The organism is Sphingomonas arabinosi (assembly GCF_036663715.1).
Classification (GTDB): domain Bacteria; phylum Pseudomonadota; class Alphaproteobacteria; order Sphingomonadales; family Sphingomonadaceae; genus Sphingomonas.
In genome coordinates this window covers 287,888-309,824 of the sequence record NZ_JAXOJN010000004.1, presented here as the reverse complement: position 1 = coordinate 309,824, position 21,937 = coordinate 287,888, and the positions used below count along the sequence as shown (strand labels likewise).

General features: G+C 65.5%; 24 protein-coding genes. 16 read left to right on the top strand and 8 right to left on the bottom strand.

Annotated features, from left to right (window positions below):
• The 4 genes from U1708_RS09820 to sucC form a co-directional block, all read right to left on the bottom strand.
• Entirely contained in the window at positions 1–759 is a 759-nt protein-coding gene (locus U1708_RS09820; RefSeq protein WP_332745108.1) for an energy transducer TonB, read from the bottom strand.
• 454 nt (positions 760–1,213) lie between these two features.
• Entirely contained in the window at positions 1,214–2,143 is a 930-nt protein-coding gene (locus tag U1708_RS09815; protein WP_332745106.1) for an electron transfer flavoprotein subunit alpha/FixB family protein, read from the bottom strand.
• Positions 2,140–2,886 carry an electron transfer flavoprotein subunit beta/FixA family protein gene (locus U1708_RS09810; protein ID WP_332745104.1) on the bottom strand — a complete coding sequence of 249 codons (747 nt, stop codon included), beginning with the start codon at positions 2,884–2,886 and terminating at the stop codon, positions 2,140–2,142. Before U1708_RS09810 ends, U1708_RS09815 begins: the two co-directional genes overlap by 4 nt.
• A gap of 245 nt (positions 2,887–3,131) precedes the next feature.
• Entirely contained in the window at positions 3,132–4,334 is a 1,203-nt protein-coding gene (gene sucC / locus U1708_RS09805; RefSeq protein WP_056053980.1) for an ADP-forming succinate--CoA ligase subunit beta, read from the bottom strand.
• Between the two features lie 263 nt (positions 4,335–4,597).
• On the opposite strand from sucC, the gene U1708_RS09800 reads away from it, so the two are divergent.
• Positions 4,598–4,927, top strand: a complete 330-nt coding sequence (locus tag U1708_RS09800) for a pilus assembly protein PilZ (protein ID WP_332745100.1) — start codon at positions 4,598–4,600, stop codon at positions 4,925–4,927.
• 183 nt (positions 4,928–5,110) lie between these two features.
• Here U1708_RS09800 and U1708_RS09795 read toward each other — a convergent pair whose 3' ends face one another.
• Positions 5,111–6,049, bottom strand: coding sequence for a ribose-phosphate pyrophosphokinase (locus U1708_RS09795; RefSeq protein WP_093398251.1), 939 nt, complete (start codon positions 6,047–6,049; stop codon positions 5,111–5,113).
• A gap of 97 nt (positions 6,050–6,146) precedes the next feature.
• Between U1708_RS09795 and gltX the strand changes: the two genes are divergently transcribed.
• The 9 genes from gltX to U1708_RS09750 all read left to right on the top strand — a co-directional run bounded on the left by gltX (position 6,147) and on the right by U1708_RS09750 (position 13,429).
• The gene (gltX, locus tag U1708_RS09790; protein ID WP_332745096.1) at positions 6,147–7,472 is read left to right on the top strand and encodes a glutamate--tRNA ligase; all 1,326 of its coding nucleotides are present in this window, start codon (positions 6,147–6,149) and stop codon (positions 7,470–7,472) included.
• A 509-nt stretch (positions 7,473–7,981) separates the two neighbouring features.
• Complete coding sequence (locus U1708_RS09785; protein ID WP_332745094.1) at positions 7,982–8,647, top strand: energy transducer TonB; 666 nt, start codon at positions 7,982–7,984, stop codon at positions 8,645–8,647.
• A gap of 55 nt (positions 8,648–8,702) precedes the next feature.
• A complete protein-coding gene (locus U1708_RS09780; RefSeq protein WP_307088093.1) occupies positions 8,703–9,050 on the top strand; it encodes a hypothetical protein in 348 nt (115 codons plus the stop codon).
• 20 nt (positions 9,051–9,070) lie between these two features.
• Positions 9,071–10,030, top strand: coding sequence for a bifunctional diaminohydroxyphosphoribosylaminopyrimidine deaminase/5-amino-6-(5-phosphoribosylamino)uracil reductase RibD (gene ribD / locus U1708_RS09775; RefSeq protein WP_332745091.1), 960 nt, complete (start codon positions 9,071–9,073; stop codon positions 10,028–10,030).
• A complete protein-coding gene (locus U1708_RS09770) occupies positions 10,030–10,656 on the top strand; it encodes a riboflavin synthase (RefSeq protein ID WP_332745089.1) in 627 nt (208 codons plus the stop codon). The genes ribD and U1708_RS09770 overlap by 1 nt, the downstream gene beginning before the upstream one ends.
• Positions 10,646–11,806: a 3,4-dihydroxy-2-butanone-4-phosphate synthase gene (gene ribB / locus U1708_RS09765; RefSeq protein WP_332745175.1), complete on the top strand. Its 1,161-nt coding sequence runs from the start codon at positions 10,646–10,648 to the stop codon at positions 11,804–11,806. The genes U1708_RS09770 and ribB overlap by 11 nt, the downstream gene beginning before the upstream one ends.
• Positions 11,806–12,228 (top strand): 6,7-dimethyl-8-ribityllumazine synthase, encoded by a 423-nt coding sequence (ribH, locus tag U1708_RS09760; RefSeq protein ID WP_056419110.1) that lies wholly within the window; start codon positions 11,806–11,808, stop codon positions 12,226–12,228. The genes ribB and ribH overlap by 1 nt, the downstream gene beginning before the upstream one ends.
• Positions 12,229–12,237: 9 nt before the next feature.
• Positions 12,238–12,438, top strand: a complete 201-nt coding sequence (locus tag U1708_RS09755) for a DUF4169 family protein (protein WP_332745086.1) — start codon at positions 12,238–12,240, stop codon at positions 12,436–12,438.
• A gap of 175 nt (positions 12,439–12,613) precedes the next feature.
• Positions 12,614–13,429 (top strand): DUF1206 domain-containing protein, encoded by an 816-nt coding sequence (locus U1708_RS09750; RefSeq protein ID WP_332745085.1) that lies wholly within the window; start codon positions 12,614–12,616, stop codon positions 13,427–13,429.
• Between the two features lie 96 nt (positions 13,430–13,525).
• Here U1708_RS09750 and U1708_RS09745 read toward each other — a convergent pair whose 3' ends face one another.
• Together U1708_RS09745 and U1708_RS09740 are read right to left on the bottom strand one after the other, a co-directional pair.
• Positions 13,526–14,020 carry a hypothetical protein gene (locus U1708_RS09745; protein WP_332745083.1) on the bottom strand — a complete coding sequence of 165 codons (495 nt, stop codon included), beginning with the start codon at positions 14,018–14,020 and terminating at the stop codon, positions 13,526–13,528.
• 130 nt (positions 14,021–14,150) lie between these two features.
• On the bottom strand, positions 14,151–15,239 hold the full coding sequence (locus U1708_RS09740) for an alkene reductase (RefSeq protein ID WP_332745081.1): 1,089 nt from the start codon (positions 15,237–15,239) through the stop codon (positions 14,151–14,153).
• Between the two features lie 141 nt (positions 15,240–15,380).
• On the opposite strand from U1708_RS09740, the gene U1708_RS09735 reads away from it, so the two are divergent.
• The 6 genes from U1708_RS09735 (at position 15,381) to U1708_RS09710 (ending at position 21,563) form a co-directional block, all read left to right on the top strand.
• The gene (locus tag U1708_RS09735) at positions 15,381–16,283 is read left to right on the top strand and encodes a DMT family transporter (protein WP_332745079.1); all 903 of its coding nucleotides are present in this window, start codon (positions 15,381–15,383) and stop codon (positions 16,281–16,283) included.
• Positions 16,280–16,933, top strand: coding sequence for a COQ9 family protein (locus U1708_RS09730; RefSeq protein WP_332745078.1), 654 nt, complete (start codon positions 16,280–16,282; stop codon positions 16,931–16,933). Before U1708_RS09735 ends, U1708_RS09730 begins: the two co-directional genes overlap by 4 nt.
• Positions 16,934–17,104: 171 nt before the next feature.
• Positions 17,105–17,380, top strand: coding sequence for a FeoA family protein (locus U1708_RS09725; protein ID WP_060526089.1), 276 nt, complete (start codon positions 17,105–17,107; stop codon positions 17,378–17,380).
• Positions 17,381–17,389: 9 nt separating this feature from the next.
• A complete protein-coding gene (feoB, locus tag U1708_RS09720) occupies positions 17,390–19,252 on the top strand; it encodes a ferrous iron transporter B (RefSeq protein WP_332745077.1) in 1,863 nt (620 codons plus the stop codon).
• A 170-nt stretch (positions 19,253–19,422) separates the two neighbouring features.
• The gene (gene ssb / locus U1708_RS09715) at positions 19,423–20,025 is read left to right on the top strand and encodes a single-stranded DNA-binding protein (protein ID WP_332745076.1); all 603 of its coding nucleotides are present in this window, start codon (positions 19,423–19,425) and stop codon (positions 20,023–20,025) included.
• Between the two features lie 5 nt (positions 20,026–20,030).
• Entirely contained in the window at positions 20,031–21,563 is a 1,533-nt protein-coding gene (locus tag U1708_RS09710; protein WP_332745075.1) for a sensor histidine kinase, read from the top strand.
• Here the strand turns inward: U1708_RS09710 and U1708_RS09705 are convergent.
• Complete coding sequence (locus tag U1708_RS09705) at positions 21,553–21,936, bottom strand: response regulator (protein WP_307088067.1); 384 nt, start codon at positions 21,934–21,936, stop codon at positions 21,553–21,555. The genes U1708_RS09710 and U1708_RS09705 overlap by 11 nt on opposite strands.
• Position 21,937 lies beyond the last annotated feature (1 nt).

Genomic DNA, 21,937 nt, shown 5'->3' with positions numbered 1-21,937 from the left:
TCAGTTATTGCGTAACGGTGGATCGAGTTGGTTCACCCACTCCTGGTTGCGGACGACGGTCGAGCGGACCGGGCGGCCGGCGGCGTCTCGCCAGGGACGGTAGCGGAAGCGCAGTTCGATCAGGCGGCAGGTGGTCGCGTCGAGCACCGCGTTGCCGCTGGAGTGCGCGACCATGCAGTGCGTGACGCTGCCATCGGTCTCGACCGTGTAGCGCACGCCGACGATGTCGCCCGCACCGATCACCGCCTCGGCATTGGGGAAGTCCTTGTTCTTGAAGCGGCTCTTGAGGAGACGGGGCGGGCTTTCGTCGCCACCGTCGCCGTCGCCATTCCCGGAGCGACCGCTGCCCGTGCCGGTGCCCTCGCCGCCTGCGCCCGTGCCCGATCCGGGGACAGGCGCGGCGCCGGACGTGGCGTCGCTGCCGGGGCCGGGTTTGAGGGTAGCGATGACCGGTGGTGGCGGGACGATCGGGGGTATGATCGGTTTGGGGACGACGAGTTCGGTTGCTTTCGAGCGGAGGTTCGCGGGGGACGCTGCACCCTCGGGGCGGTGGCTCTTCGCGGGACGGGGAACGATCTTTTCGGGCGGCGGTGGCGGTGGTGTGGGGCCGACGGCAAAGGTTTTCAGCGAGGCCGAGATCGCTGTGGGGATGCTGACACCGAGACCGAGGATCAGCGCGTAGCCGATTACGGCGCAGAGTAGCGCGGCGCCGGCGGCTGATATCAGGCGGTCGCGCGGATTCAGGTAGACGCCGTACATGCAGGGTAATTGGGGAGGCGTGTGGTGGGCGGCAACTGCGCATGAGGGCGCGAGAACGATCTCGGTACTCTGGACGTATTCGCTACTTATCCGCTTCGACAGATTCACCTCCCCGGCGCAGGCCGGGGTCCAATTGGAAAGGTCGATGGGACGAAGGACCGTCCGCCGTTACCTCCGTCTCCCAATTGGGCCCCGGCCGGGGAGGTGACACTTTGGGTGAGATAGACGTCAGTTTGTAAACAAATCGGTTGGGCGTCGGCAGACCTGTACGTTCGGCAGACACGAGAACGGGCGATGCGACCGAAGTCACACCGCCCGTTTCTGGCGCGCGTCGCGGGAGTAAATCCCGCGTCGTCGGTCGGCGCTGGAGCGCCGCCGGCCGGCCTTTCACGTGCGAACTTGCGCTTCGCTGGTTCGCAGCGGCGTGCTGCTACGCTGCACGCCTCGCTCGGGCTTACAGCTTCTCCGTTAGCTCCGGCACAATCTTGAACAGATCGCCGACCAGGCCGATGTCCGCCACCTGGAAGATCGGGGCGTCCTCGTCCTTGTTGATCGCGATGATGACCTTCGAGTCCTTCATGCCGGCGAGATGCTGGATCGCACCCGAGATTCCGACCGCAACATACACTTCCGGGGCAACGATCTTGCCGGTCTGGCCGACCTGATAGTCGTTCGGCGCATAGCCCGCGTCCACGGCAGCGCGCGAGGCACCGACGCCGGCACCGAGCTTGTCCGCCAGTGGATCGATCAGCGCATGGAACTGATCGCTCGAGGCGAGCGCGCGGCCGCCCGAGACGATGATCTTCGCGCTGGTCAGTTCGGGACGCTCGTTCTTGGCGATCTCGGCGCCGGCGAAGGTCGACAGCCCCTTGTCGCCGGTCGATGCGACCGCTTCGATCTCGCCCGAGCCACCCTCGGTCGCAGCCTTGGCGAAGGCCGTACCGCGGACCGTAATGACCTTCTTCGCGTCGGACGACTGCACTGTCGCGATCGCGTTGCCAGCATAGATCGGCCGCGTGAACGTGTCCTCGCTCTCGACCGACAGGATGTCGCTGATCTGCATGACGTCGAGCAACGCTGCCACGCGAGGGGCGATGTTCTTGCCGTGCGTGGTCGACGGGGCGACGAACGCGTCGTGGCTGGCCATCAGTTCGACGATCAGCGGCGCGACGTTCTCGGCGAGCGCATGCGCGAACGCGGAGTCGTCGGCGACGTGCACCTTGCCGACGCCGGCGATCTTGGCGGCTTCGGCAGCGACGCCGTCGACGCCCTGGCCGACGACCAGCAGATGGACTTCGCCGAGCTGCGATGCGGCGGTTACCGCCGACAGCGTGGCATCCTTGACGGCATGACCGTCGTGTTCGACCCAGACGAGCGTCTTCACTTGGCGACTCCCATTTCCTTGAGCTTGCCGACCAGCGCGTCGACGTCGGCGACCTTGATCCCGGCCGAGCGCTTGGCGGGCTCGACGACCTTCAGCGTGGTCAGGCGCGGCGTCACGTCGACGCCGAAATCGGCCGGCGTCTTCTGTGCCATCGGCTTCGACTTCGCCTTCATGATGTTCGGCAGCGAGGCATAGCGCGGCTCGTTGAGGCGAAGATCGGTGGTGATGATCGCGGGCAGCTTGAGCATGTCGGTCTCGGCGCCGCCATCGACTTCACGTGTCACGTTGACCGAGCCGTCGGCGATCTCGACCTTCGACGCGAACGTGCCCTGGCCCCAGCCGAGCAGGCCGGCGAGCATCTGCCCGGTCTGGTTGTTATCGTCGTCGATCGCCTGCTTGCCGAGGATCACCATGTCGGGCTTTTCCTCCTCGACGATCTTGGCGAGGATTTTGGCGACACCGAGCGGCTCGACCTTGGTCTCGCTGACGACGAGGATCGCGCGGTCTGCGCCCATTGCGAGCGCGGTACGCAACGTTTCTTGGCTTTTCTGCTCGCCGATCGAGACGACGACAATCTCCGTGACGCCCTTGTCCTTGAGACGGATCGCCTCTTCGACGGCGATCTCGTCGAACGGGTTCATGCTCATCTTGACGTTCGCCAGATCGACGCCCGTTCCGTCCGCCTTCACGCGAGGCTTCACGTTGTAGTCAAGCACGCGCTTGACCGGCACCAGCACCTTCATCGGGGTTCCTTCCAAGGTGAATCTATTCGTTTCGCGCGCTGGTTACCCGGCGGCGTTGGCCGGACAGATGGCGGTTTCGCGTCGTTTTCGCAAGTCCGGTATGGAAACATCGCTATGCCGTAGCGTCACGGCGAGATGCCGATCGGACCACCTGCCCGGTAGTATGCAACATCAACGAAAAAGGGCCCGGACGTTTCCGTCCGAACCCCTCTTTTCGCAGAATCAGTATGCGTAGTCGAAGGCGGTTAGGCCGCGACCTTCTGCACCTCTGCGACGATCTTCTTGGCCGCATCGCCGAGGTCGTTCGCGGGAACGATGGCGAGGCCGGAGTTCGCGAGGATCTCCTTGCCCTTCTCGACATTCGTGCCCTCGAGGCGGACGACCAGCGGCACCGAGAGGTTCACTTCCTTCGCCGCGGCGACGATGCCGTCGGCGATGATGTCGCACTTCATGATGCCGCCGAAGATGTTGACCAGGATGCCCTTCACGTTCGGATCCGCGAGGATGATCTTGAACGCGGCCGTCACCTTCTCCTTGTTGGCGCCGCCGCCGACGTCGAGGAAGTTGGCCGGGAACATCCCGTTCAGCTTGATGATGTCCATCGTCGCCATCGCGAGACCGGCGCCGTTGACCATGCAGCCGATGTCGCCATCGAGCTTGATGTAGGCGAGGTCGTACTTCGACGCTTCGAGCTCGGCGGGATCTTCCTCGGTCTCGTCGCGCAGTTCGAGCAGATCCTTGTGGCGGAACAGCGCGTTGCCGTCGAACGCGACCTTCGCGTCGAGCACCATCAGCTTGCCGTCGTTGGTGACCGCGAGCGGGTTGATCTCGATCTGCTCGGCATCGGTGCCCATGAACGCGTCATACAGCTTCGACGCGGTGTTCGCGGCCTGCTTGGCGAGATCGCCGGTCAGCTTCAGCGCGGCAGCGACGGCGCGGCCGTGATGCGGCATGAAGCCGGTCGCCTGGTCGATGTCGATCGACTGGATCTTCTCGGGCGTGTCGTGCGCAACGGCCTCGATGTCCATGCCGCCTTCGGTCGAGACAACCATCATCACCCGGCCGGTGGTGCGGTTGAGCGTCAGCGCGAGGTAGAATTCCTTGTCGATGTCGACGCCGTCGGTGACGTACAGGCGGTTGACCTGCTTGCCGGCATCGCCCGTCTGGATGGTGACCAGCGTGTTGCCCAGCATGTCGGTCGCGGCCGCGCGAACCTCGTCCTCGGTCTTGGCGAGGCGGACGCCGCCCTTGGCATCGGGGCCGAGCTCGACGAACTTGCCCTTGCCGCGGCCGCCGGCGTGGATCTGCGCCTTGACGACATAGAGCGGTCCGGGAAGCTTCTTGGACGCCTCGACGGCCTCCTCGACGGTCAAGGCCGCGAAGCCTGCGGGCACGGGGACGCCGAACTTGGCCAGCAGTTCCTTGGCCTGGTATTCATGGATGTTCATCGGGAAGGCTCCACGCAATTTTTAGGAAACTCGGGAATTGCATTGGCGTAAAGCACAGGGCGCGCGGCAAATCCACCCTTAAGGAATTTGCAGTTGCGTATCGTTATCAATAGAGGGTGGCGCGAGCCTGGATTTTGTTGCCGCATTTGGTACGGGAAGGCCCGGTGACCGGGATAGAACGCCGGTCGGGTGCAACTACCCCAGCTCGGCCGAAGCTGGTGCGTTTGGAGAAAAGTAACCCTTTTGGGAGCAGTGTTCCGGACATGACACAGCCCGTCCCCATCCCCCCCGCCGAACCCACCGGCGAGGAGCTTCGTCAGGCGCTACGCAAAGCCGTGAAAATGCGCGCGCACCTGCGCGATCGGGGCCAGACGCGATTCGAGATCGAGGTGACAGATCTGTCGCTTTCGGGGTTTCGTGCGGAGACGAGCTTTACATTGTGGCCGGGGACGGTGGTGTGGCTGACTCTGCCGGGTCTGGCCGCGCTCGAGGCAGTGGTCGCGTGGCGGGACAAGTTCAAATATGGCTGTGCGTTCGCCAAACCGCTGCATCCAGCGGTGTTCGATCATATCGTAGCGTTGAGCCAGCGATAGGCTCGGCTACGTCCGCGCCGATGCGCGAGCGTAGCGATGCGCAATCGCAGGCTCGGCCGGTGGGTCGCTCCAAGCGAACCCATCCGACGGCGGCTTTGCCGACGGTAGCTTGCCTTAATGTGTTCTCCCGCGAAGGCGGGAGCCCAGTCTGGGTCCCCGCCTTCGCGGGGAAACAATTTTCCGTCAGTCGAACAGGCTCGACACGCTCGTCTCGTCCGCGATCCGCTTGATCGCCTCTCCGAGCAACGGCGCGATCTGCAGATGGCGGATCTTGCCGTGTGCGCCCTTGATGACCTCGTGATTCCCGATCGAGTCGGTGATCACCAGCTCTCGCAGTTCAGAGCCTTCGACGCGGGCGACTGCCCCGCCCGACAGGACGCCGTGGGTGACATAGGCGACGACGTCCTCGGCACCCGCTTCTTTCAGCGCTGCCGCCGCGTTGCACAGCGTGCCCGCGGAATCGACGATATCGTCGACCAGGATGCAGAAGCGACCCTCGACCTCGCCGATGATGTTCATCACCTCCGACTCGCCCGCGCGCTCACGGCGCTTGTCGACGATCGCGAGCGGGGCGTTGTCGAGTCGCTTGGCAAGCACACGTGCGCGGACGACGCCGCCGACGTCCGGCGACACGACCATCAGGTTCTTGCCCTTGAATCGCGCGAGGATGTCGGCGGACATGACCGGCGCCGCATAGAGGTTGTCGGTTGGAATATCGAAGAAACCCTGGATCTGGCCGGCATGCAGGTCGACCGACAGCACGCGGTTCGCGCCGGCGACGGTGATCAGGTTGGCGACCAGCTTGGCCGAGATCGGAGTCCGCGGCCCCGGCTTCCGGTCCTGCCGCGCGTAACCCATGTACGGGATCACCGCGGTGATGCGCCGCGCCGACGCACGCTTGAGCGCGTCGATCATGATGAGCAGTTCCATGAGGTTGTCGTTGGCGGGATAGCCGGTCGACTGGATCACGAACACGTCCTCGCCGCGGACGTTCTCGTTGATCTCGACGAAGACCTCCTCGTCGGCGAAACGGCGCACACTGACGTCGGTCAGCGGGATCTCGAGATAGGCGGAGATTTCCTGCGCCAGCGGCAGGTTCGAATTGCCGGTCATCAGTTTCATGAAGCTATTTCCCGCTCGATATTGCGCACCCCTTAGGCGCACGAACGGTGTCGTGGAAGGGTTTGCCCGTCGGCGCGCGGCTACGTACAGCGGCGGGATGACCGTGATCACCCGTTTCGCCCCCTCGCCCACCGGCCGGCTGCATGTCGGCAATATCCGCACCGCGCTCCACAACTGGATGTTCGCGCGGGCGCAGGGCGGCACGTTCGTGCTGCGGATCGACGATACCGATCCCGAACGTAGCGAGGAACGCTTCGTCGACGCGATCCGCGCCGATCTCGACTGGCTCGGAATGACGCCCGATGCGGAAGAACGACAGTCGGCGCGGTTCGCGTTGTACGAGGCGCGGTTCGCGGCGCTGGTCGCGAGCGGGCATGTCTATCCGGCGTACGAGACCTCGCAGGAGCTCGACCTGAAGCGCAAGATCCAGGCCGGACGTGGGTTGCCGCCGATCTACGACCGCGCTGCACTGGCGCTCGACGAGGATGCGCGGGCCAAGCTGGAGGCGGACGGGGTGCGCCCGCATTGGCGGTTCAAGCTCGACCACGACTCGGCGATCGATTGGGACGACCTGATCCGCGGGCCGCAGCATTTCGAGGCGAGGACGATGAGCGATCCGGTGATCCGGCGCGCCGATGGGTCTTGGCTGTATATGTTGCCGTCGGCGATCGACGACGCCGAGATGGGCGTGACGCATGTGGTGCGGGGCGAGGATCACGTGTCGAACACCGCGCTCCAGTTGCAGATGTTCGCAGCGCTCGGCGTGACGCCGCCTCGGTTTGCGCATGAGGCTTTGCTGACGGGGGCTGAGGGTAAGCTGTCGAAGCGGCTTGGGTCGCTCGGCGTCGATCATTTCCGTGAGGTCGGGATCGAACCGCAGGCGGTGCGCGCACTGCTGGCGCGGATCGGGACGAGCGATCCGGTCGAACCGATCGCCGATGCTGCGCCGCTGATCGCAGGGTTCGATTTTGCAAGGTTCGGACGCGCGCCGGCGCGGTTCGACGAGGCGGAACTGGCGCAGTTGAATGCGCGGATTTTGCATGCGCTGCCGTTCGAGGCGGTGGCTGGGCGGTTGCCCGAGGGCATGGACGTGGCGGCTTGGGAGGCGGTGCGGCCGAACCTGGTGACGCTGGCGGATGCAGCGGACTGGTGGGGGGTGATCGAGGGGTCGGTTGCGGTCGATGGCGACGTGGAGGTCGAGTATCTCGATCAGGCGCTGGCGGCGGCGGGTGAGATCGATTGGTCTAGCGATCCGTGGCACGCGCTGACGGCTCGGTTGAAGGTTGAGACGGGACGGAAAGGCAAGGCGTTGTTCCTGCCGTTGCGGCGCGCGTTGACCGGGCGCGATCATGGACCGGACATGGCGGCGTTGCTGCCGCTGATCGGGCGCGAGCGGGCTTTGGAGCGGTTGGCGGCGCGCTGATCTCGCGTTAGCGAACCGCAAGAAGTATGTTCTCCCGCGAAGGCGGGAGTCCAGCCTGGGCTCCCGCCTTCGCGGGAGAACAAGGAGGGGTGGGCCGACGGTCGATCCGATTGCAGCCGAACTATTTTTGTCGGGGGCCGAGAGAAGCCCCAACCGTGCCCCAACACCACCCCGGCGAAGGCCGGGGCCCAGTTGGAAAGGTCGCAGTAACGAAGCGCCGGCCTCAGTTAGCAACGTCCCCCAACTGGGCCCCGGCCTCCGCCGGGGTGGTGGATGTATCGACGAGAAGTGCCACCCAGCCGGCCGAACTGGCACGTCAAACAAGTCCGCCGCGTCCGCCGCGTCCGCCGCGTCCGCCGCGTCGCGAACGTGACTGGCGCAGATCAGACACCAGCACATGCCTCGTTTCCTATATTCCAACCCCTTGCCCCCGAAATGTAATGATGTACCATCTCAACCGGCGGTGCCTATATCGCCGCCATCCTCGAGGAGATGCGAAGGAGACGGTAATGTACGCGGATCGACTGAACCGGACGGGCGGATTCAATCCCGGGAGCCTTGGCGTTGCGCTGGCCATCAACTGCGCGGTGATCGGAGCGTTGTTCTTTGCAGCGCCTAACGTGCTGCCGTTCGTGCCCGACAAGCCCCTCGTCACCTATGTGCCGTACACTCCACCACCGCCGCCTGAACCCACTCCGCCCGCCGACCCGCTGGTCCGCCAGCAACCTCGCCCAGCCCCGCGCCCCGATGCACCGATCACGGTCGTGCAGATACCGCAGACCGATGGCTTCGCGGTCGCCCCCGATCCACTCCCTTACACGCCGTCGATCGGAGTCGAAGGCACCGGAACGGGCACCGTAGCGGTCGATCCGCCAAAGTCTGCACCCGTGCTCGTCCAGCCCGGCATCGACCCGCGCTATGCCGCCGACTTCCAGCCAAGCTATCCGTCCGAGGAACGCCGCGCCGAACGCGAGGGCAAGGTCGTGGTGCGCGTGCTGGTCGGCACCGATGGTCGCGTGAAGCAGGTCGAGCGGGTCAGCGCGACCACCGATGCGTTCTATCGCGCGACGCTGGACCGTGCGCTGGCGAAGTGGCGGTTCAAGCCCGCGACGCGCGACGGCGTTCCGGTCGAGGCGTGGCGATCGATGTCGCTGACGTTTGTGCTGCAGAACTAAAGCTTGAGGGGCGCGGGGCTGGCCTAGCCGGCTTCGCCCCCCTATCTTGGCGATCATGGGCTTTTTCAGTCGTTTCTCCCCGATCGTCGCCTATCGCGACCTGCGGCTCTTCTTCAGCCAGCGTCGGCCGTACGAGCTCATCTTTCTCGTGGCGGCGCTCGGCGTCACCAGCTTCCTGATCTACGCGTTCATGAAGGATTCGTACGTCGAGCAGGAGTATCGGCCGAAAATCATCTACGTCGAGCAATGGCCTGCGGATCGGACCGACGCGGAGATCGTCGCCCAGCAGAAGATCGACGCGCCGATCAAGGCCAAGGCGCTCGCCGAGCAGAAGGCCCGCGAGGACGAGACACGTGCGTCGTTCAAGCGGTTGGACGACAAGCTCAAGGCGATGGGAATCTGACCCAGCCGGATGCTCGGTGGATGGGCACTGCGCTGGCGCTGGCCGAGCGTAGCCGAGGACGGACTGCGCCCAATCCCAATGTCGGCTGCGTAATCGTGCGCGACGGCCGCGTCGTCGGGCGAGGCTGGACGCAAGCGGGCGGACGACCACATGCCGAGGCGATGGCCTTGGCGGAGGCCGGTGCGAAAGCGCGGGGGGCCACGGCCTATGTTACGCTTGAGCCATGCGCGCACCAGTCGCCACGCGGGCCAGCGTGTAGCGACCTGCTGATCGAGGCTGGTGTCTCACGCGTCGTCGTTGCCCTTGAAGATCCGGATATACGAACGGCTGGCCGAGGGTTTGCCAGGCTTGAGATGGCTGGTATCGCCGTGACGCGCGGTGTGCGTGCGGACGAAGCCAAACGTTCGATGGCCGGTTTTCTCACCCGGCAAGCGCTGGGCCGTCCGCATGTAACGCTGAAGCTCGCGACGTCGCTCGACGGTTGCATCGCGATGCCTGATGGGTCGAGTCGCTGGATCACCGGTCCGCAGGCCCGCGCTCACGCCCATCTCGAGCGGAGTCGGCACGAAGCGATCCTCGTCGGTCGCGGCACGTATGACGCCGATGCACCGCGACTTGACGTGCGGTTGCCGGGGCTGGAAGAACGCGGACCAAGGCGCGTGCTCTTATCCTCGACTGTTCAAGATGTGCCCGGCTGGACCGTCATCGCCACCCTGCAAGACATAGCGACCCTCCCCAACGTCGACCATATCCTCATCGAGGGCGGCGCGGCCGTAGCGTCGGCGTCCCTTGCGGCCGATGTGGTCGACCGGCTCCTTCTCTACCGCGCGCCGATCCTGATCGGCGGCGGCAAGCATTCGCTCCGCGACATCGGCCTCACCGACCTGACCGAAGCGCATGGCCGCTGGGCGATCGTCGATGCGCGGCAACTTGGCAGCGACCGGCTTGAGGTCTACGAGCGCGAACGAAACGAGGCATAATGTTCACCGGAATCGTCACCGACATCGGCACAGTCACGACCGTGGAATCGCCCGGCGATACCCGCGTCGTCGTCAGCACCGCCTATGATACCGCCACCGTCGACCTCGGCGCGTCGATCTCGTGCTCGGGCGTCTGCCTGACCGTGGTCGACAAGGGACCTAGGTGGTTCGCGGTCGATGTCTCCGGCGAGACGATCAGCCGCACGGCGAAGGATCAGTGGACCGAGGGTCGCAAGTTCAACCTGGAACGTGCGATGAAGCTCGGCGACGAGCTCGGTGGCCATATCGTCACGGGCCATGTCGACGGCCTCGGCACCGTCGTCGCGCTGAGCGAGGAAGGCGGCTCGCACCGCATCACGATCCGCGCCGGCGCCGACATCGCGCCGTTCATCGCGCCCAAGGGTTCGGTGACGGTCGACGGCGTCTCGCTTACCGTGAACAGCGTCCAGGACATCGATTGCCCTGATGGACCAAGGGAGGTCGAATTCGGCCTCAACATCATCCCGCATACCTGGTCCGTCACCACGCTCGGAACGATCCAGATGGGTCAGTCGGTCAATATCGAGATCGACGTCCTCGCCCGCTACCTCCAAAGAATGGAGCATTACCGTGCCTCTGCCCGCTGAACGTTCGTCCGAATTGGCCCGTCTGAAGCACGGTTATCTCTCCAGCCCCGAAGAGATCATCGACGAGGCGCGCAACGGCCGGATGTTCATCCTGGTCGACGACGAGGATCGCGAGAACGAGGGCGACCTCGTCATCCCCGCGCAGATGGCGACGCCGGAGAAGATCAACTTCATGGCCAAATACGGCCGTGGCCTGATTTGCCTCGCGCTGACCCGCGACCGCACCGAGGAACTCGGGCTTGAACTGATGAGCCGCAACAACGGCACTCGGCACGAGACCGCGTTCACCGTCTCGATCGAGGCGCTGGAAGGCGTCACGACCGGCATCTCGGCCGCGGACCGCGCGCGCACCATCGCGGTGGCAATCGATGCGACCAAGCAGAAGGCCGACATCGTCACGCCCGGCCACGTCTTCCCGCTGGTCGCGCGCGACGGCGGCGTGCTGATCCGTGCCGGTCATACCGAGGCGGCGGTCGACGTCGCGCGGCTCGCCGGGCTCAATCCCTCGGGCGTGATCTGCGAGATCATGAACGAGGATGGCACGATGGCGCGGATGGATGACCTCGTCACCTTTGCACAGTTCCACAACGTCAAGATCGGCACGATCCGCGACCTGATCGCGTATCGCCGCCGCTACGACCACCTCGTCGAGAAGCGCGCCGAGGCCAGGTTCACCTCCGAATGGGGTGGCGACTGGACCGCGCTGACGTTCTGGAACAAGGCGACCGGCACCGAGCAGGTCGCACTGGTCAAGGGCAAGATCGACCCAGCCAAGCCGACGCTCGTACGCATGCACGCGCTGTCGCCGTTCGCGGATATCTTCGGCGAATCGGGCGATCGCGGCCGGATCCTCGCGCGCTCGATGCAGATGATCGCGGACGAGGGCGCTGGCGTCATCGTCGTCATCAACCGCCCGCGCAGCAACACCTTCACGTCCGCCGTGATGAAGAAGGCGGGCGCGGAGATCACGCCGGACATGGAGGAACTGCGCGACTACGGCGTCGGCGCGATGATCCTGACCGAACTCGGCGTCCACGACATGGTGCTGATCACCAACACGCATCACACGCTGGTCGGCCTCGACGGCTACGGCCTGTCGATCGTCGGCGAACGCCCGATCGCGTCCCTGGATACGGAAAAGAGCAACTGATGGCGCATCTCCTCATCGTCGAAGCCCGGTTCTACGACCACCTCAACGACCTGCTGGTCGAGGGCGCCAAGGCGGCGATCGAAGCCGCCGGCCACACCCACGAGACGATCACCGTGCCTGGCGCGCTCGAAGTTCCGGGCGCGATCGCGCTGGCGGCGGAGAGCGAGACGTTCGACGCGTATGTCGCGCTCGGCGTCGTGATCCGCGGCGAGACCTATCATTTCGAGATCGTCGCGGGCGAGAGCGCGCGCGGGATCATGCAGCTGACGATGGACGGCTTGCCGATCGGCAACGGCATCCTGACCACCGAAAACGAAGCGCAGGCGCTTACGCGCGCGAAGCCCACCGAAGGCGACAAGGGCGGTGGTGCGGCCAACGCCGCGCTGGCGATGCTGGCGCTGAAGGACCGCTTTCTCGCGTGAGCTGCGCGCGTGGGTGAGGTGATCAACCTGCGGCTTGCGCGGAAGCAGCGGGCGAGAGTGACGGCCGAGCAGCGTGCGGACGAGAACCGCCGGCTGTTCGGCCGGACCGCAGCGGAGAAAGCGGCGGAAACGCACGCGCGGGATCGAGTCGAAAAGACGCTCGATGGCGCGCATCTCGATAACGGACCGCCGAACGGGAAAACGGAATAACGCCCCCTCGTCATCCTAGCGAACGCCAGGATCGAGAGCCGAAAGCGGGCGGCTTCCGTGACGCTGGATCCTGGGTCGAGCCCGGGATGACGAGACCTTGGGCATCGGCAACATCCGCTCCCGCAGGAACGTCCAGACCTCAGCGCCGTTATGCCCCCGTAACAAGGGGGCCATCATGATTTCGGATGCGAATGCGACGTTGCTCGCCAAACTCGGCTTCGCTGCGCGCGGCGTGGTTTATATTCTGGTCGGGTGGTTTGCCGTCGACGCGGCGTTGCGCGGTGGCAAGATCGCCGACAACCAGGGCGCGATCGGGTCGATGGCGGACCAGGCGTTCGGTCCGGCCCTGCTCGCGATCGTGGCGACCGGCCTGCTCGGCTACGCGGTCTGGCGGCTGACCGAGGCTGCCGCCAACCCAGAGCAGATCGGCAGCGACGTCAAGGGCACCCTTAAGCGGATCGGGCACGTCGTCAGCGGGATCGCGCATCTGATCCTCGCCTGGACCGCTGCCAAGCTCGCCATGAAGACGGGCTCTCGCGACGCAGCCGTCTCACCCGGCGACGAGAGCGCACGCGACTGGACCGCGTTGCTGCTCGACCAGCCGGCCGGGCGCGTTCTGGTCGGTGCAGTTGCGATCGGCGTGTTGGTCGCGGCCTTCCAGCAGGCGCAAAAGGCATGGCGCGGCGATTTCATTCATGACCTTCGCGGCGGCGCCCCCGCCCCCGGCTATGTCTGCACGATGGGCCGGATCGGCTATGGAGCGCGGGCGCTGGTGTTCCTGATCGTCGCCGGGCTATTCGGATTGGCGGCGTGGACCGCGCATGCGAGCGACGCGGGCGGCGTGGCGGAGGCTCTGGAGCAGCTGCAATCGCAACCGGGCGGCAAGTGGCTGCTCGTGCTTACCGGGATCGGTCTGGCGTTGTTCGGCGCGTACAGTCTGGTCGAGGCACGCTTCCGGCGAATTCACGTCGACCTGCCGGGGACCAATTAGGCCTCCGACAGCGTGTCGCCGATACACCGGCTCAGCGGACGGCGGCATGCACACGATAAGCTTCGACGCCCCGACCATCCGAATGTCGACGCTACGTCAGCTTTCGCTGGCCGTTTCCAGTAACGCCGCCTCGACCTCCTCGACGCTGATGCCGAATGCGCCCGCCAGCGCCGCTAGCGACGCACCGCGATCCGCCAGCGTCCGGATCCGCTTCGGATCGACGATGGTCGTGTAACCGCGGGTATCGCGCTCTTTCTTGGTTTCCTCGCCACTCCGCGCCAACGCACCAGAGCGGCGGCGTTTGGAAATCTTGAGCGCTTCGACATCGTTGGTCGGCGGCGCGTCGAGCCGTGCCTTGATCCGCCCGCCTTCTTCGATCCGACGACTTTCACGGGCACGTTCGCGTTCCTGGGACTGGAGATCGCGCTGGGCAGCACGCGACTCGGATCGCTGTTCGGACGCGGCGAGCCGCTCCTTGGCGCGTTGCTCGCGGCCGTTGGCCCGCTCCTCCGCACGCTTTGCGGCACGGTCGGCGGTGCCTGGCGTAAGCGGCCCCGTTCCCCTGCCGCCGCTCGGCCAGCCGTCGGTCATTGCACATCCTGTCGTCACCGGTGCGCCGTTCGACGCGGAGGCGCGCTGCTAGGCGATGGCGGCACCGGTGACTAGAGGCTGACCTTCACGATCCCCCCCCCAAAGGGGGAGGATCGAGCATCGCCACGCGTCAGGCGTTCGCAGTCTCGAGCGCGGGGTAGTCGATGTAACCCTCGGGGCCCTGGCTGTACCACGTCTTCGCATCGTCCTTCGCCAGCGGTGCGCCAGCGCGCAGACGCTCCGGCAGGTCCGGGTTGGCGATGAACGGACGGCCGAAGCTGATCGCGTCGGCATCGCCCTTGTCGAGTTCGGCCTGCGCCTTCTCCAGCGTGTCGTAATCCGAGTTCAGGACCAGCACGCCCTTGAAGACCTTGCGGATCGCCGGGCTGAGCTTCGGTACGTCGGTCTTGCCGAACGTGCCGTCAGGGCCAGGCTCGCGCAGTTCGAGGAACGCGATGCCGAGATCGGACAGTGCCTTGGCAGCGGCCGTGAACAGCGGCTCGGGATTGCTGTCGTCGACACCCTGCGAATCGCCATTGGGCGACAGGCGGACGCTGACGCGATCGGCACCGGCGACCGAGATCACTCGCTCGGCGACTTCGCGCAGCAGGCGAACGCGATTTTCGATCGAGCCACCATATTCGTCGGTGCGCAGGTTCGCGTTGTCGCGCAGGAACTGGTCGATCAGATAGCCGTTCGCGGCATGGATCTGCACGCCGTCGAACCCGGCGGCCAGCGCATTCTTCGTCGCCAGCTCATAGTCGTTCAACAGGCGCGGAATCTCGTTCAGTTCGAGCGGACGCGCGACCTCGAAGTCCTGCTTGCCCTCGAACGTGTGTGCCTGGCCTTCGGTCGCGGTCGCCGACGAGGAGACCGGCTGGCCGCCGATAACCGACGAATGGACCTGGCGCCCCATGTGCCACAGCTGCGCGACGATCCGGCCACCAGCGGCGTGCACCGAGTCGGTGACGGGCTTCCAGGCGGCGACCTGCGCATCGGTCCACAGACCCGGTGCGAACGGCCAGCCAAGGCCTTCGCGGCTGATGCCGGTGGCCTCCGAGATGATCAGGCCGGCGCTCGCGCGCTGCGTATAATAGTCGACCATCATGTCGGTCGGAACGGCATCCCTGTCGGCACGCCCCCGCGTGAGCGGCGCCATGATGATGCGGTTCGGCGCGTCGACGGCGCCAAGGGTAATGGAATCGAAAAGGCTCGGCATGGGGGCTCCTTATTGGCCTGACGGGCGGAAGATAGGGCGCTACAGCGCGGCATGCATCGCCCCGACCCGCAAACATTATCTAGCGTGCCCGATACGGTACCCGAGCTTGCGCCCGGCGTGGGCAGCGTGGCGGCCCCTGGCATGATCGCATTCGCGGCCCTGGTCGTCGCGAACGTCGCGCTCGCGTTCGGCCCATGGTTCGTGCGCGCGACCGAGGTTGGGCCGGTCGCCGCGGGATTCTGGCGACTGACGCTCGCGGTGCCGTTCCTGATCGCGCTCGCGGTGCAGCAGGGCGCACGGCCGACCCGGCTGAGCCGTGGCGTGTGGATCGGGCTGATCGCGGGCGGCGTGTGTTTCGCCGCCGACCTCGGCGCGTGGCATCTCGGGATACACCGGACCACGCTCGCCAACGCGACGCTGTTCGGCAATGCGGCGACGCTGATGTTCCCGATCTACGGATTCCTGATCGCGAAGGCATGGCCGACGCGGACGCAGGGCTGGGCGCTGGTGCTTGCGGCGGCCGGTGCGGCGTTATTGCTCGGGCGTTCCTATGAGCTTGATGCGAAAAACCTCGCGGGCGACCTGCTCTGCATCCTCGCTGGGCTGCTCTACACGGTCTATTTCATCCTGATGGCGCGCGCGCGGGCGACGTTGGCGCCGCTGTCCGCGCTGACCCTGTCGACGCTGGCGGGGATCGTGCCGCTGCTTGTGTTCGCGCTGGCGATGGGAGAGCGAGTGCTGCCGGCGCACTGGGGGCCGCTGATCGGGCTCGCTTTGTGCAGCCAGGTGCTCGGCCAAGGGCTGATGATCTATGCGCTCGGCCGATTCACACCGCTGGTGATCGGGATCGCATTGCTGATCCAGCCGGTGGTGGCGGGCATGGTCGGTTGGCTGGTGTACGGCGAGCGGCTCGGTGCGGCGGATCTGGTCGGCGTCGTGATGGTCGCGGTTGCGCTGGTGCTGGTGAGGCAGGGCCCTCCCCCCGAATTACCTCTTGAAGACACGCTTGATACGTCTGATTTTGAACGGCAGGAGACGGTATGACCCAGGACCTTACGCTCGACGAAATCCGCGCAAAGCTCGCCCCCGGCATTGCTGCCAACGCGGCGTTCGACGGGTGGAGCGACGCCGCACGCGACATGGCTGCGCAGGCCGGGGGGATCGATACCGACATCGCCGCATTGGCGTTCAAGGACGGCCCGGTAGACATGGTCGACGCGTGGTTCGCGCATATCGACGACGTGATGCTCGCCGCGGTTCCGCCCGAGCGGCTCGCGCTGATGAAGGTCCGCGACAAGATCACTGCTTTGGTCGAAGCGCGGCTCGATGCGACGTCGATCGACCGCGAGTCGCTGCGGCGTGCGGTGGCGATCCTCGCGCTCCCGCAGAATTTGGCGAAGGCGACGCGGCTTGGTTGGCGGACGGTCGACACGATCTGGCGCGCGGCGGGCGATGTTGCGACGGATTATAATTACTACACCAAGCGGACCATCCTGCTCGGCGTGTATGCGTCGACGATCACGGTGTTTCTCGACGACGAAAGCGAAGGCCTCGCCGACACGCGTGCGTTCCTGCGGCGCCGGATCGACGGGATCATGCAGTTCGAGAAGGCCAAGGCCGGTTTCCTCAAGCGGACCGAGCACGGTTTCAGCCTGTCGCGATTCGTTGGTCGTCTGCGCTATCCGACGGCTTGAGGGCGGTACCCATCCCGTCATCCTGGGCTGGACCCAGGACCAGAGCCACGAAAGGCGCGCTAAGTGGCTCTGGGTCCTGACTTTCGTCAGGATGACGCGACGGTGAGGTGGTGGTAACCAACGTCGGTTAGGGCTTCCCATACCCGGGGGTTACTGATAATCAGTCGCATCATGGACACTCGCCCCGATCGTTCCGTCAGCCTCGAAACTCTGCCGCGCAAGCAGCACGCTATTGTTGCGGCAATCGAGTGGGCGCGGCTCGCGGGGCCGGAAGCGCGGCGATTGCGCGAACTGGGCTTCGATGAGGGTGTCGATGTCGAGGTTCTGCACCGCGCGACTCTGGGCCAGGGCCCGATCGCCTGCCGGATCGGCCGCATGACCGTGGCGCTGCGCCGCGCGGTTGCCGGCGCCATCCACGTTTCTCCCATGCCTGCCGCGGCCGAATAATCCTTTAGAATGAACGTAGCACCGCTGGTTGCGCTGGTCGGCAATCCCAATGCCGGCAAGAGCGCGCTGTTCAACGCGCTTACGGGTGCGCGCCAGAAGGTCGGCAATTATCCCGGCGTCACGGTCGAGCGGAAAGTCGGGCGGCTGATGCTCGACGACGGGCGGCCGGTTGAGCTGGTCGACTTGCCCGGCGCGTACAGCCTGGAGCCATCTTCCCCCGACGAGCGCGTCACCCGCGATGTCGTCACCGGTACGCAGGATGGCGAGCGCCTTCCGGATGCGCTGGTCGTCGTCGTCGACGCCGCCAATCTCGACAACCACCTGCGCTTTACGCTCCAGCTGATCGCGCTCGGCCTGCCCGTAGTGGTCGCGCTCAATATGGTCGATCTCGCCGAGCGCGACGGACTGAAGCTCGATCCGAAAGTGCTCGAGCGCGAACTCGGCGTGCCGGTGATTCCGACCGTTGCGGTACGCAAACGCGGTCTCGACGAACTCAAGGCCGCGCTGTCCGGCATCGTCATCAATGGACCCATGCGACTGCGCAAATCGGACGGCAGCGTGCAGGACGACATCGTCACGCTCCAGCGTCGCGCGCGCACGATCGCTACCGCCGCGACTGTGTCCGAGACGACCGTCCGCCGCTGGACGCACATGCTTGACGCGGTCGCGCTGCACCCTGTCGCAGGGCCGATCCTGCTGCTGGCGATCATGTTCCTGATGTTCCAGGCTGTGTTCAGCTGGGCTCAGCCGTTCATGGACGCGATCGACGGTGGCTTCACCGCGTTGCAGGCGTTCCTGACATCCGAGCTGCCCCAGTCGCTGCTCCGCTCGCTGCTGGTCGACGGCGTGATCGCGGGCGTCGGCGCGGTGATCGTCTTCCTGCCGCAGATCCTGATCCTGTTCCTCTTCATCCTCGTCCTCGAGGCGAGCGGCTACATGGTGCGCGCGGCATTCCTGATGGACCGGGTGATGGCGAGCGTCGGGCTGTCGGGCCGCGCGTTCATCCCGCTGCTGTCGAGCTTCGCGTGCGCGATTCCGGGCATCATGGCGACGCGGACGATCGACGACGAGAAGGACCGGCTGACGACGATCCTGATCGCGCCGCTGATGACGTGTTCCGCGCGCCTGCCGGTCTACACGCTGATCATCGGCGCGTTCATTCCAAACACGCAGGTGCTGCCGTTCGTCGGGTTGCAGGGGCTGGTGATGCTCGGCCTGTACGTGATGGGCATCGTCGGCGCGTTCGTAGCCGCGCTGGTGCTGCGCCGGACGGTGACCAAGGGCGTATCGTCGGGCTTCATGATGGAGATGCCGAAATATCAGTGGCCGCAGTGGCGCGACGTCGGCATCGGCCTGTGGAGCCGCGCGCAGATCTTCCTGAAGCGCGCCGGCGGCATCATCCTGATCTCGACCGTGATCCTGTGGGTGATGCTGAGCTTCCCCAAGCCGCCCGAGGGCAGTAAGGTCTCGCCGGTCGATTATTCGGTCGCAGGCCGGATCGCCAACGGCATCGCGCCGGTGTTCGCACCGATCGGCTTCAACCGCGATATCGTCCTCGCGCTGATCCCGGCGATGGCCGCACGCGAAGTCGCGGTGGCGGCGATCGGTACGGTCTATGCGATCGACGATCCCGACAGCAACCAGGGCGGCAAGGCGATGGTCGAGAACCTGCGCGGCCGCTGGAGCCTGCCGACCGCGCTCGCCTTCCTGATGTGGTTCGTGTTCGCGCCGCAGTGCATTTCGACCATCGCCGTCACCCGTCGCGAGACGAATGGCTGGAAATGGCCGGCGTTCATGGTTGGCTATTTGTTCGCTGCCGCGTACATCATGGCTGGCATTACATACTGGCTGGCGGTCGCCGCTGGTTTGTAGGTGATGCACTGAGCGGACTCCAAATCCGTTCAAGGCGTAGGTCCTGGTCCTTCTCCCCAGAAGCGATCATCCCTTCCACCGGGTAATCCGCACCCAGGTCCTACGCCGCTACCGTATATTCGTTCATGCTCGTCTGAGCAATCAAACCTTACTAGTGGAGTCCTGGGTTCGTGGCAGGCAGCGTCAACAAGGTCATCATCGTCGGCAATCTGGGTCGCGACCCGGAGAGCAAGGCGTTCCAGAACGGCGGCAAGGTCGTCAATCTGCGCATCGCGACATCCGAGTCCTGGAAGGACAAGAACTCGGGCGAGCGCAAGGAAAAGACCGAATGGCATTCGGTCGCGATCTTCAACGAAGGTCTGGCGAACGTCGCCGAGAAGTATCTCCGCAAGGGTTCGAAGGTCTATATCGAGGGCGCGCTCCAGACCCGGAAGTGGCAGGACGCGCAGGGCCAGGACAAGTACTCGACCGAGATCGTGCTGCAGGGCTTCAACAGCGTGCTGACGATGCTCGATGGTCCAAACGGTGGCGGCGCAGGCGGTGGTGCAGGTGGCGGCGGTGGTAGCCGCGGCGGTGGCGACGACTGGGCCGGCGGTGGCGGCGGCAACGACTTCGGCGGTGGTTCGTCGGGTGGCGGCGGCGGTTACGGCGGCGGCGGCGGTCGCGGCGGCAGCGCACCCTCGGGTGGCGGTAGTGGCGGCGGTGCACGCGGTGGCAGCTTCGGCCAGACTGGCGGCTTCTCGGACGATCTCGACGACGACGTGCCGTTCTGATCTCCATGACGACGCTGTATTCCGTTCCAAAGACCGGTGTGTTCGACGAGGCCGAGCGCTCCCGCGTCATCGCGTCCTACGACGTCGCCGGCGCGCGTGCGAAAGGTCAGTTGGACGACATCGTTTCGTTCGCGGCGGAGCTTTGCGGCGCGCCGGTCGCGTTGCTGAGCCTGGTCGAGGAAGAGTATCAGCGTTTCCTGTCGCGCACCGGCACCGATCTGGAGCAGACGCCGCGCAGCATGTCGTTCTGCGCGCACGCGATGCACCATCACGAGGTGATGGAAGTGCCCGACGCGCTGGAGGACCCGCGCTTCGTCGATAATGCGCTGGTAACCGGCCCGCCCTATGTGCGGTTCTACGCGGGCGCGCCGCTGGTCTCCAGCGAAGGCGTGCCGCTGGGCGCGCTTTGCGTTCTGGCACCCGATCCTCGCGAGGGGCTTACCCGGTTCCAGCGTGACGGCATGACGTTGCTCGCGAAGGCCGCCATGGGCCGGCTCGACGATCGCCGCGCCGCACGCGAGCAGGCGATGGCCGAGGCCGAGGCACGGCGGACGCTGGAGGCGAGCGACCTGCGGTTCCGTACGCTTGCGGACACCATGCCGCAGATGGTGTGGTCGACGCTGCCCGACGGCTTCCACGATTATTTCAACGCCCGCTGGTATGAATTTACCGGCACGCCCGTGGGGACGACCGACGGCGAGGGCTGGAACGACATGTTCCACCCCGAGGATCAGGATCGTGCCTGGGCGCTGTGGCGTCACTCGCTCGACACGGGCGAGCCGTACAATATCGAATACCGGCTGCGGCATTTCGACGGCACGTACCGCTGGGTACTGGGCCGCGCGCTGCCGGTGCGCGACGAAAGCGGTGCGATCCAGCGCTGGTTCGGGACGTGCACCGACATCCACGAACAGAAGCTCGCATACGAAGAGCGCGAGGTGATCAGCCAGGAGCTGAGCCACCGCATCAAGAACATCTTCTCGGTGATTGCCGGGCTCATCGCGTTCTCCGCGCGGGGCAAGCCTGAGTTCGCCGGGATCGCGACCGACCTACGCCACCGTATCAACGCACTGGGCCGGGCGCATGATTTCGTCCGCCCGCACAGCGCGAACTCGCGACCGTCGATGGCGCAGAACAGTCTGCGCGGCTTGCTGCACGAATTGTTCGAGCCCTATCAGCGGATCGACGGCGCGCGCGTCAGCGTCGAGGGCGACGATGTGACGATCGATGATCGCTCGGCGACGCCGCTCGCGCTGATGTTTCACGAACTCGCGACCAACGCGACCAAATATGGTGCGCTAGCGACCGAACTCGGCACCGTCAGGATCACCGTCTCGGCAAATACCGATACGGTGACATTGAACTGGCGCGAAGTGGGAGGCCCATCCGTCACCAAGCCGACGACACCTGCCGGCTTCGGCACGCAACTGATCGAGATGAGCGCGGTGCGTCAGTTGGGTGGTAGCGTGAACCGGACCTGGAACGACGATGGCCTGATCGTCGACCTGACCATTCCGAGGGCTGCGTTCAGCCGCTGATGCGGATGACGTCGTCGTGCGCGGTTTGCTCGTCGTTGCACGCCAGAGCCGCGGCTGCGAGGATCGCCGCATCGCTGAACGGCTTGCGTATATAGCCGAGGCACTCCGCATCGCCAATCTGCGCGGGATTTGCGGTCACGAACACGACCTTGACGCCGTAATCCTTCGCCATCCGCCTGGCGATCTCCGGTCCTGTAGGTCCGTCGCGCAGATTAATGTCGACGAACGCGAAGTTGCAACCCGGTGCCGCCGCGATCGCGCTGTCGCGATCCGCCGCGATCGCTGCAACGCCGTAGCCGGCATCCATCAGGATCCGCTCGAGATCGAGCGCGACGAAGATTTCGTCTTCGACAATGAGGGCGGTCTTGGTCATC

Coding starts and splice junctions, on each gene's coding strand:
- U1708_RS09820 (WP_332745108.1), bottom strand. CDS start 759: ATGTACGGCGTCTACCTGAATCCGCGCGACCGCCTGATATCAGCCGCC.
- U1708_RS09810 (WP_332745104.1), bottom strand. CDS start 2,886: ATGAAGGTGCTGGTGCCGGTCAAGCGCGTGCTTGACTACAACGTGAAG.
- sucC (WP_056053980.1), bottom strand. CDS start 4,334: ATGAACATCCATGAATACCAGGCCAAGGAACTGCTGGCCAAGTTCGGC.
- U1708_RS09800 (WP_332745100.1), top strand. CDS start 4,598: ATGACACAGCCCGTCCCCATCCCCCCCGCCGAACCCACCGGCGAGGAG.
- U1708_RS09795 (WP_093398251.1), bottom strand. CDS start 6,049: ATGAAACTGATGACCGGCAATTCGAACCTGCCGCTGGCGCAGGAAATC.
- gltX (WP_332745096.1), top strand. CDS start 6,147: ATGACCGTGATCACCCGTTTCGCCCCCTCGCCCACCGGCCGGCTGCAT.
- U1708_RS09785 (WP_332745094.1), top strand. CDS start 7,982: ATGTACGCGGATCGACTGAACCGGACGGGCGGATTCAATCCCGGGAGC.
- U1708_RS09780 (WP_307088093.1), top strand. CDS start 8,703: ATGGGCTTTTTCAGTCGTTTCTCCCCGATCGTCGCCTATCGCGACCTG.
- ribD (WP_332745091.1), top strand. CDS start 9,071: ATGGGCACTGCGCTGGCGCTGGCCGAGCGTAGCCGAGGACGGACTGCG.
- U1708_RS09770 (WP_332745089.1), top strand. CDS start 10,030: ATGTTCACCGGAATCGTCACCGACATCGGCACAGTCACGACCGTGGAA.
- ribH (WP_056419110.1), top strand. CDS start 11,806: ATGGCGCATCTCCTCATCGTCGAAGCCCGGTTCTACGACCACCTCAAC.
- U1708_RS09750 (WP_332745085.1), top strand. CDS start 12,614: ATGATTTCGGATGCGAATGCGACGTTGCTCGCCAAACTCGGCTTCGCT.
- U1708_RS09745 (WP_332745083.1), bottom strand. CDS start 14,020: ATGACCGACGGCTGGCCGAGCGGCGGCAGGGGAACGGGGCCGCTTACG.
- U1708_RS09740 (WP_332745081.1), bottom strand. CDS start 15,239: ATGCCGAGCCTTTTCGATTCCATTACCCTTGGCGCCGTCGACGCGCCG.
- U1708_RS09735 (WP_332745079.1), top strand. CDS start 15,381: ATGATCGCATTCGCGGCCCTGGTCGTCGCGAACGTCGCGCTCGCGTTC.
- U1708_RS09730 (WP_332745078.1), top strand. CDS start 16,280: ATGACCCAGGACCTTACGCTCGACGAAATCCGCGCAAAGCTCGCCCCC.
- U1708_RS09725 (WP_060526089.1), top strand. CDS start 17,105: ATGGACACTCGCCCCGATCGTTCCGTCAGCCTCGAAACTCTGCCGCGC.
- feoB (WP_332745077.1), top strand. CDS start 17,390: ATGAACGTAGCACCGCTGGTTGCGCTGGTCGGCAATCCCAATGCCGGC.
- U1708_RS09710 (WP_332745075.1), top strand. CDS start 20,031: ATGACGACGCTGTATTCCGTTCCAAAGACCGGTGTGTTCGACGAGGCC.
- U1708_RS09705 (WP_307088067.1), bottom strand. CDS start 21,936: ATGACCAAGACCGCCCTCATTGTCGAAGACGAAATCTTCGTCGCGCTC.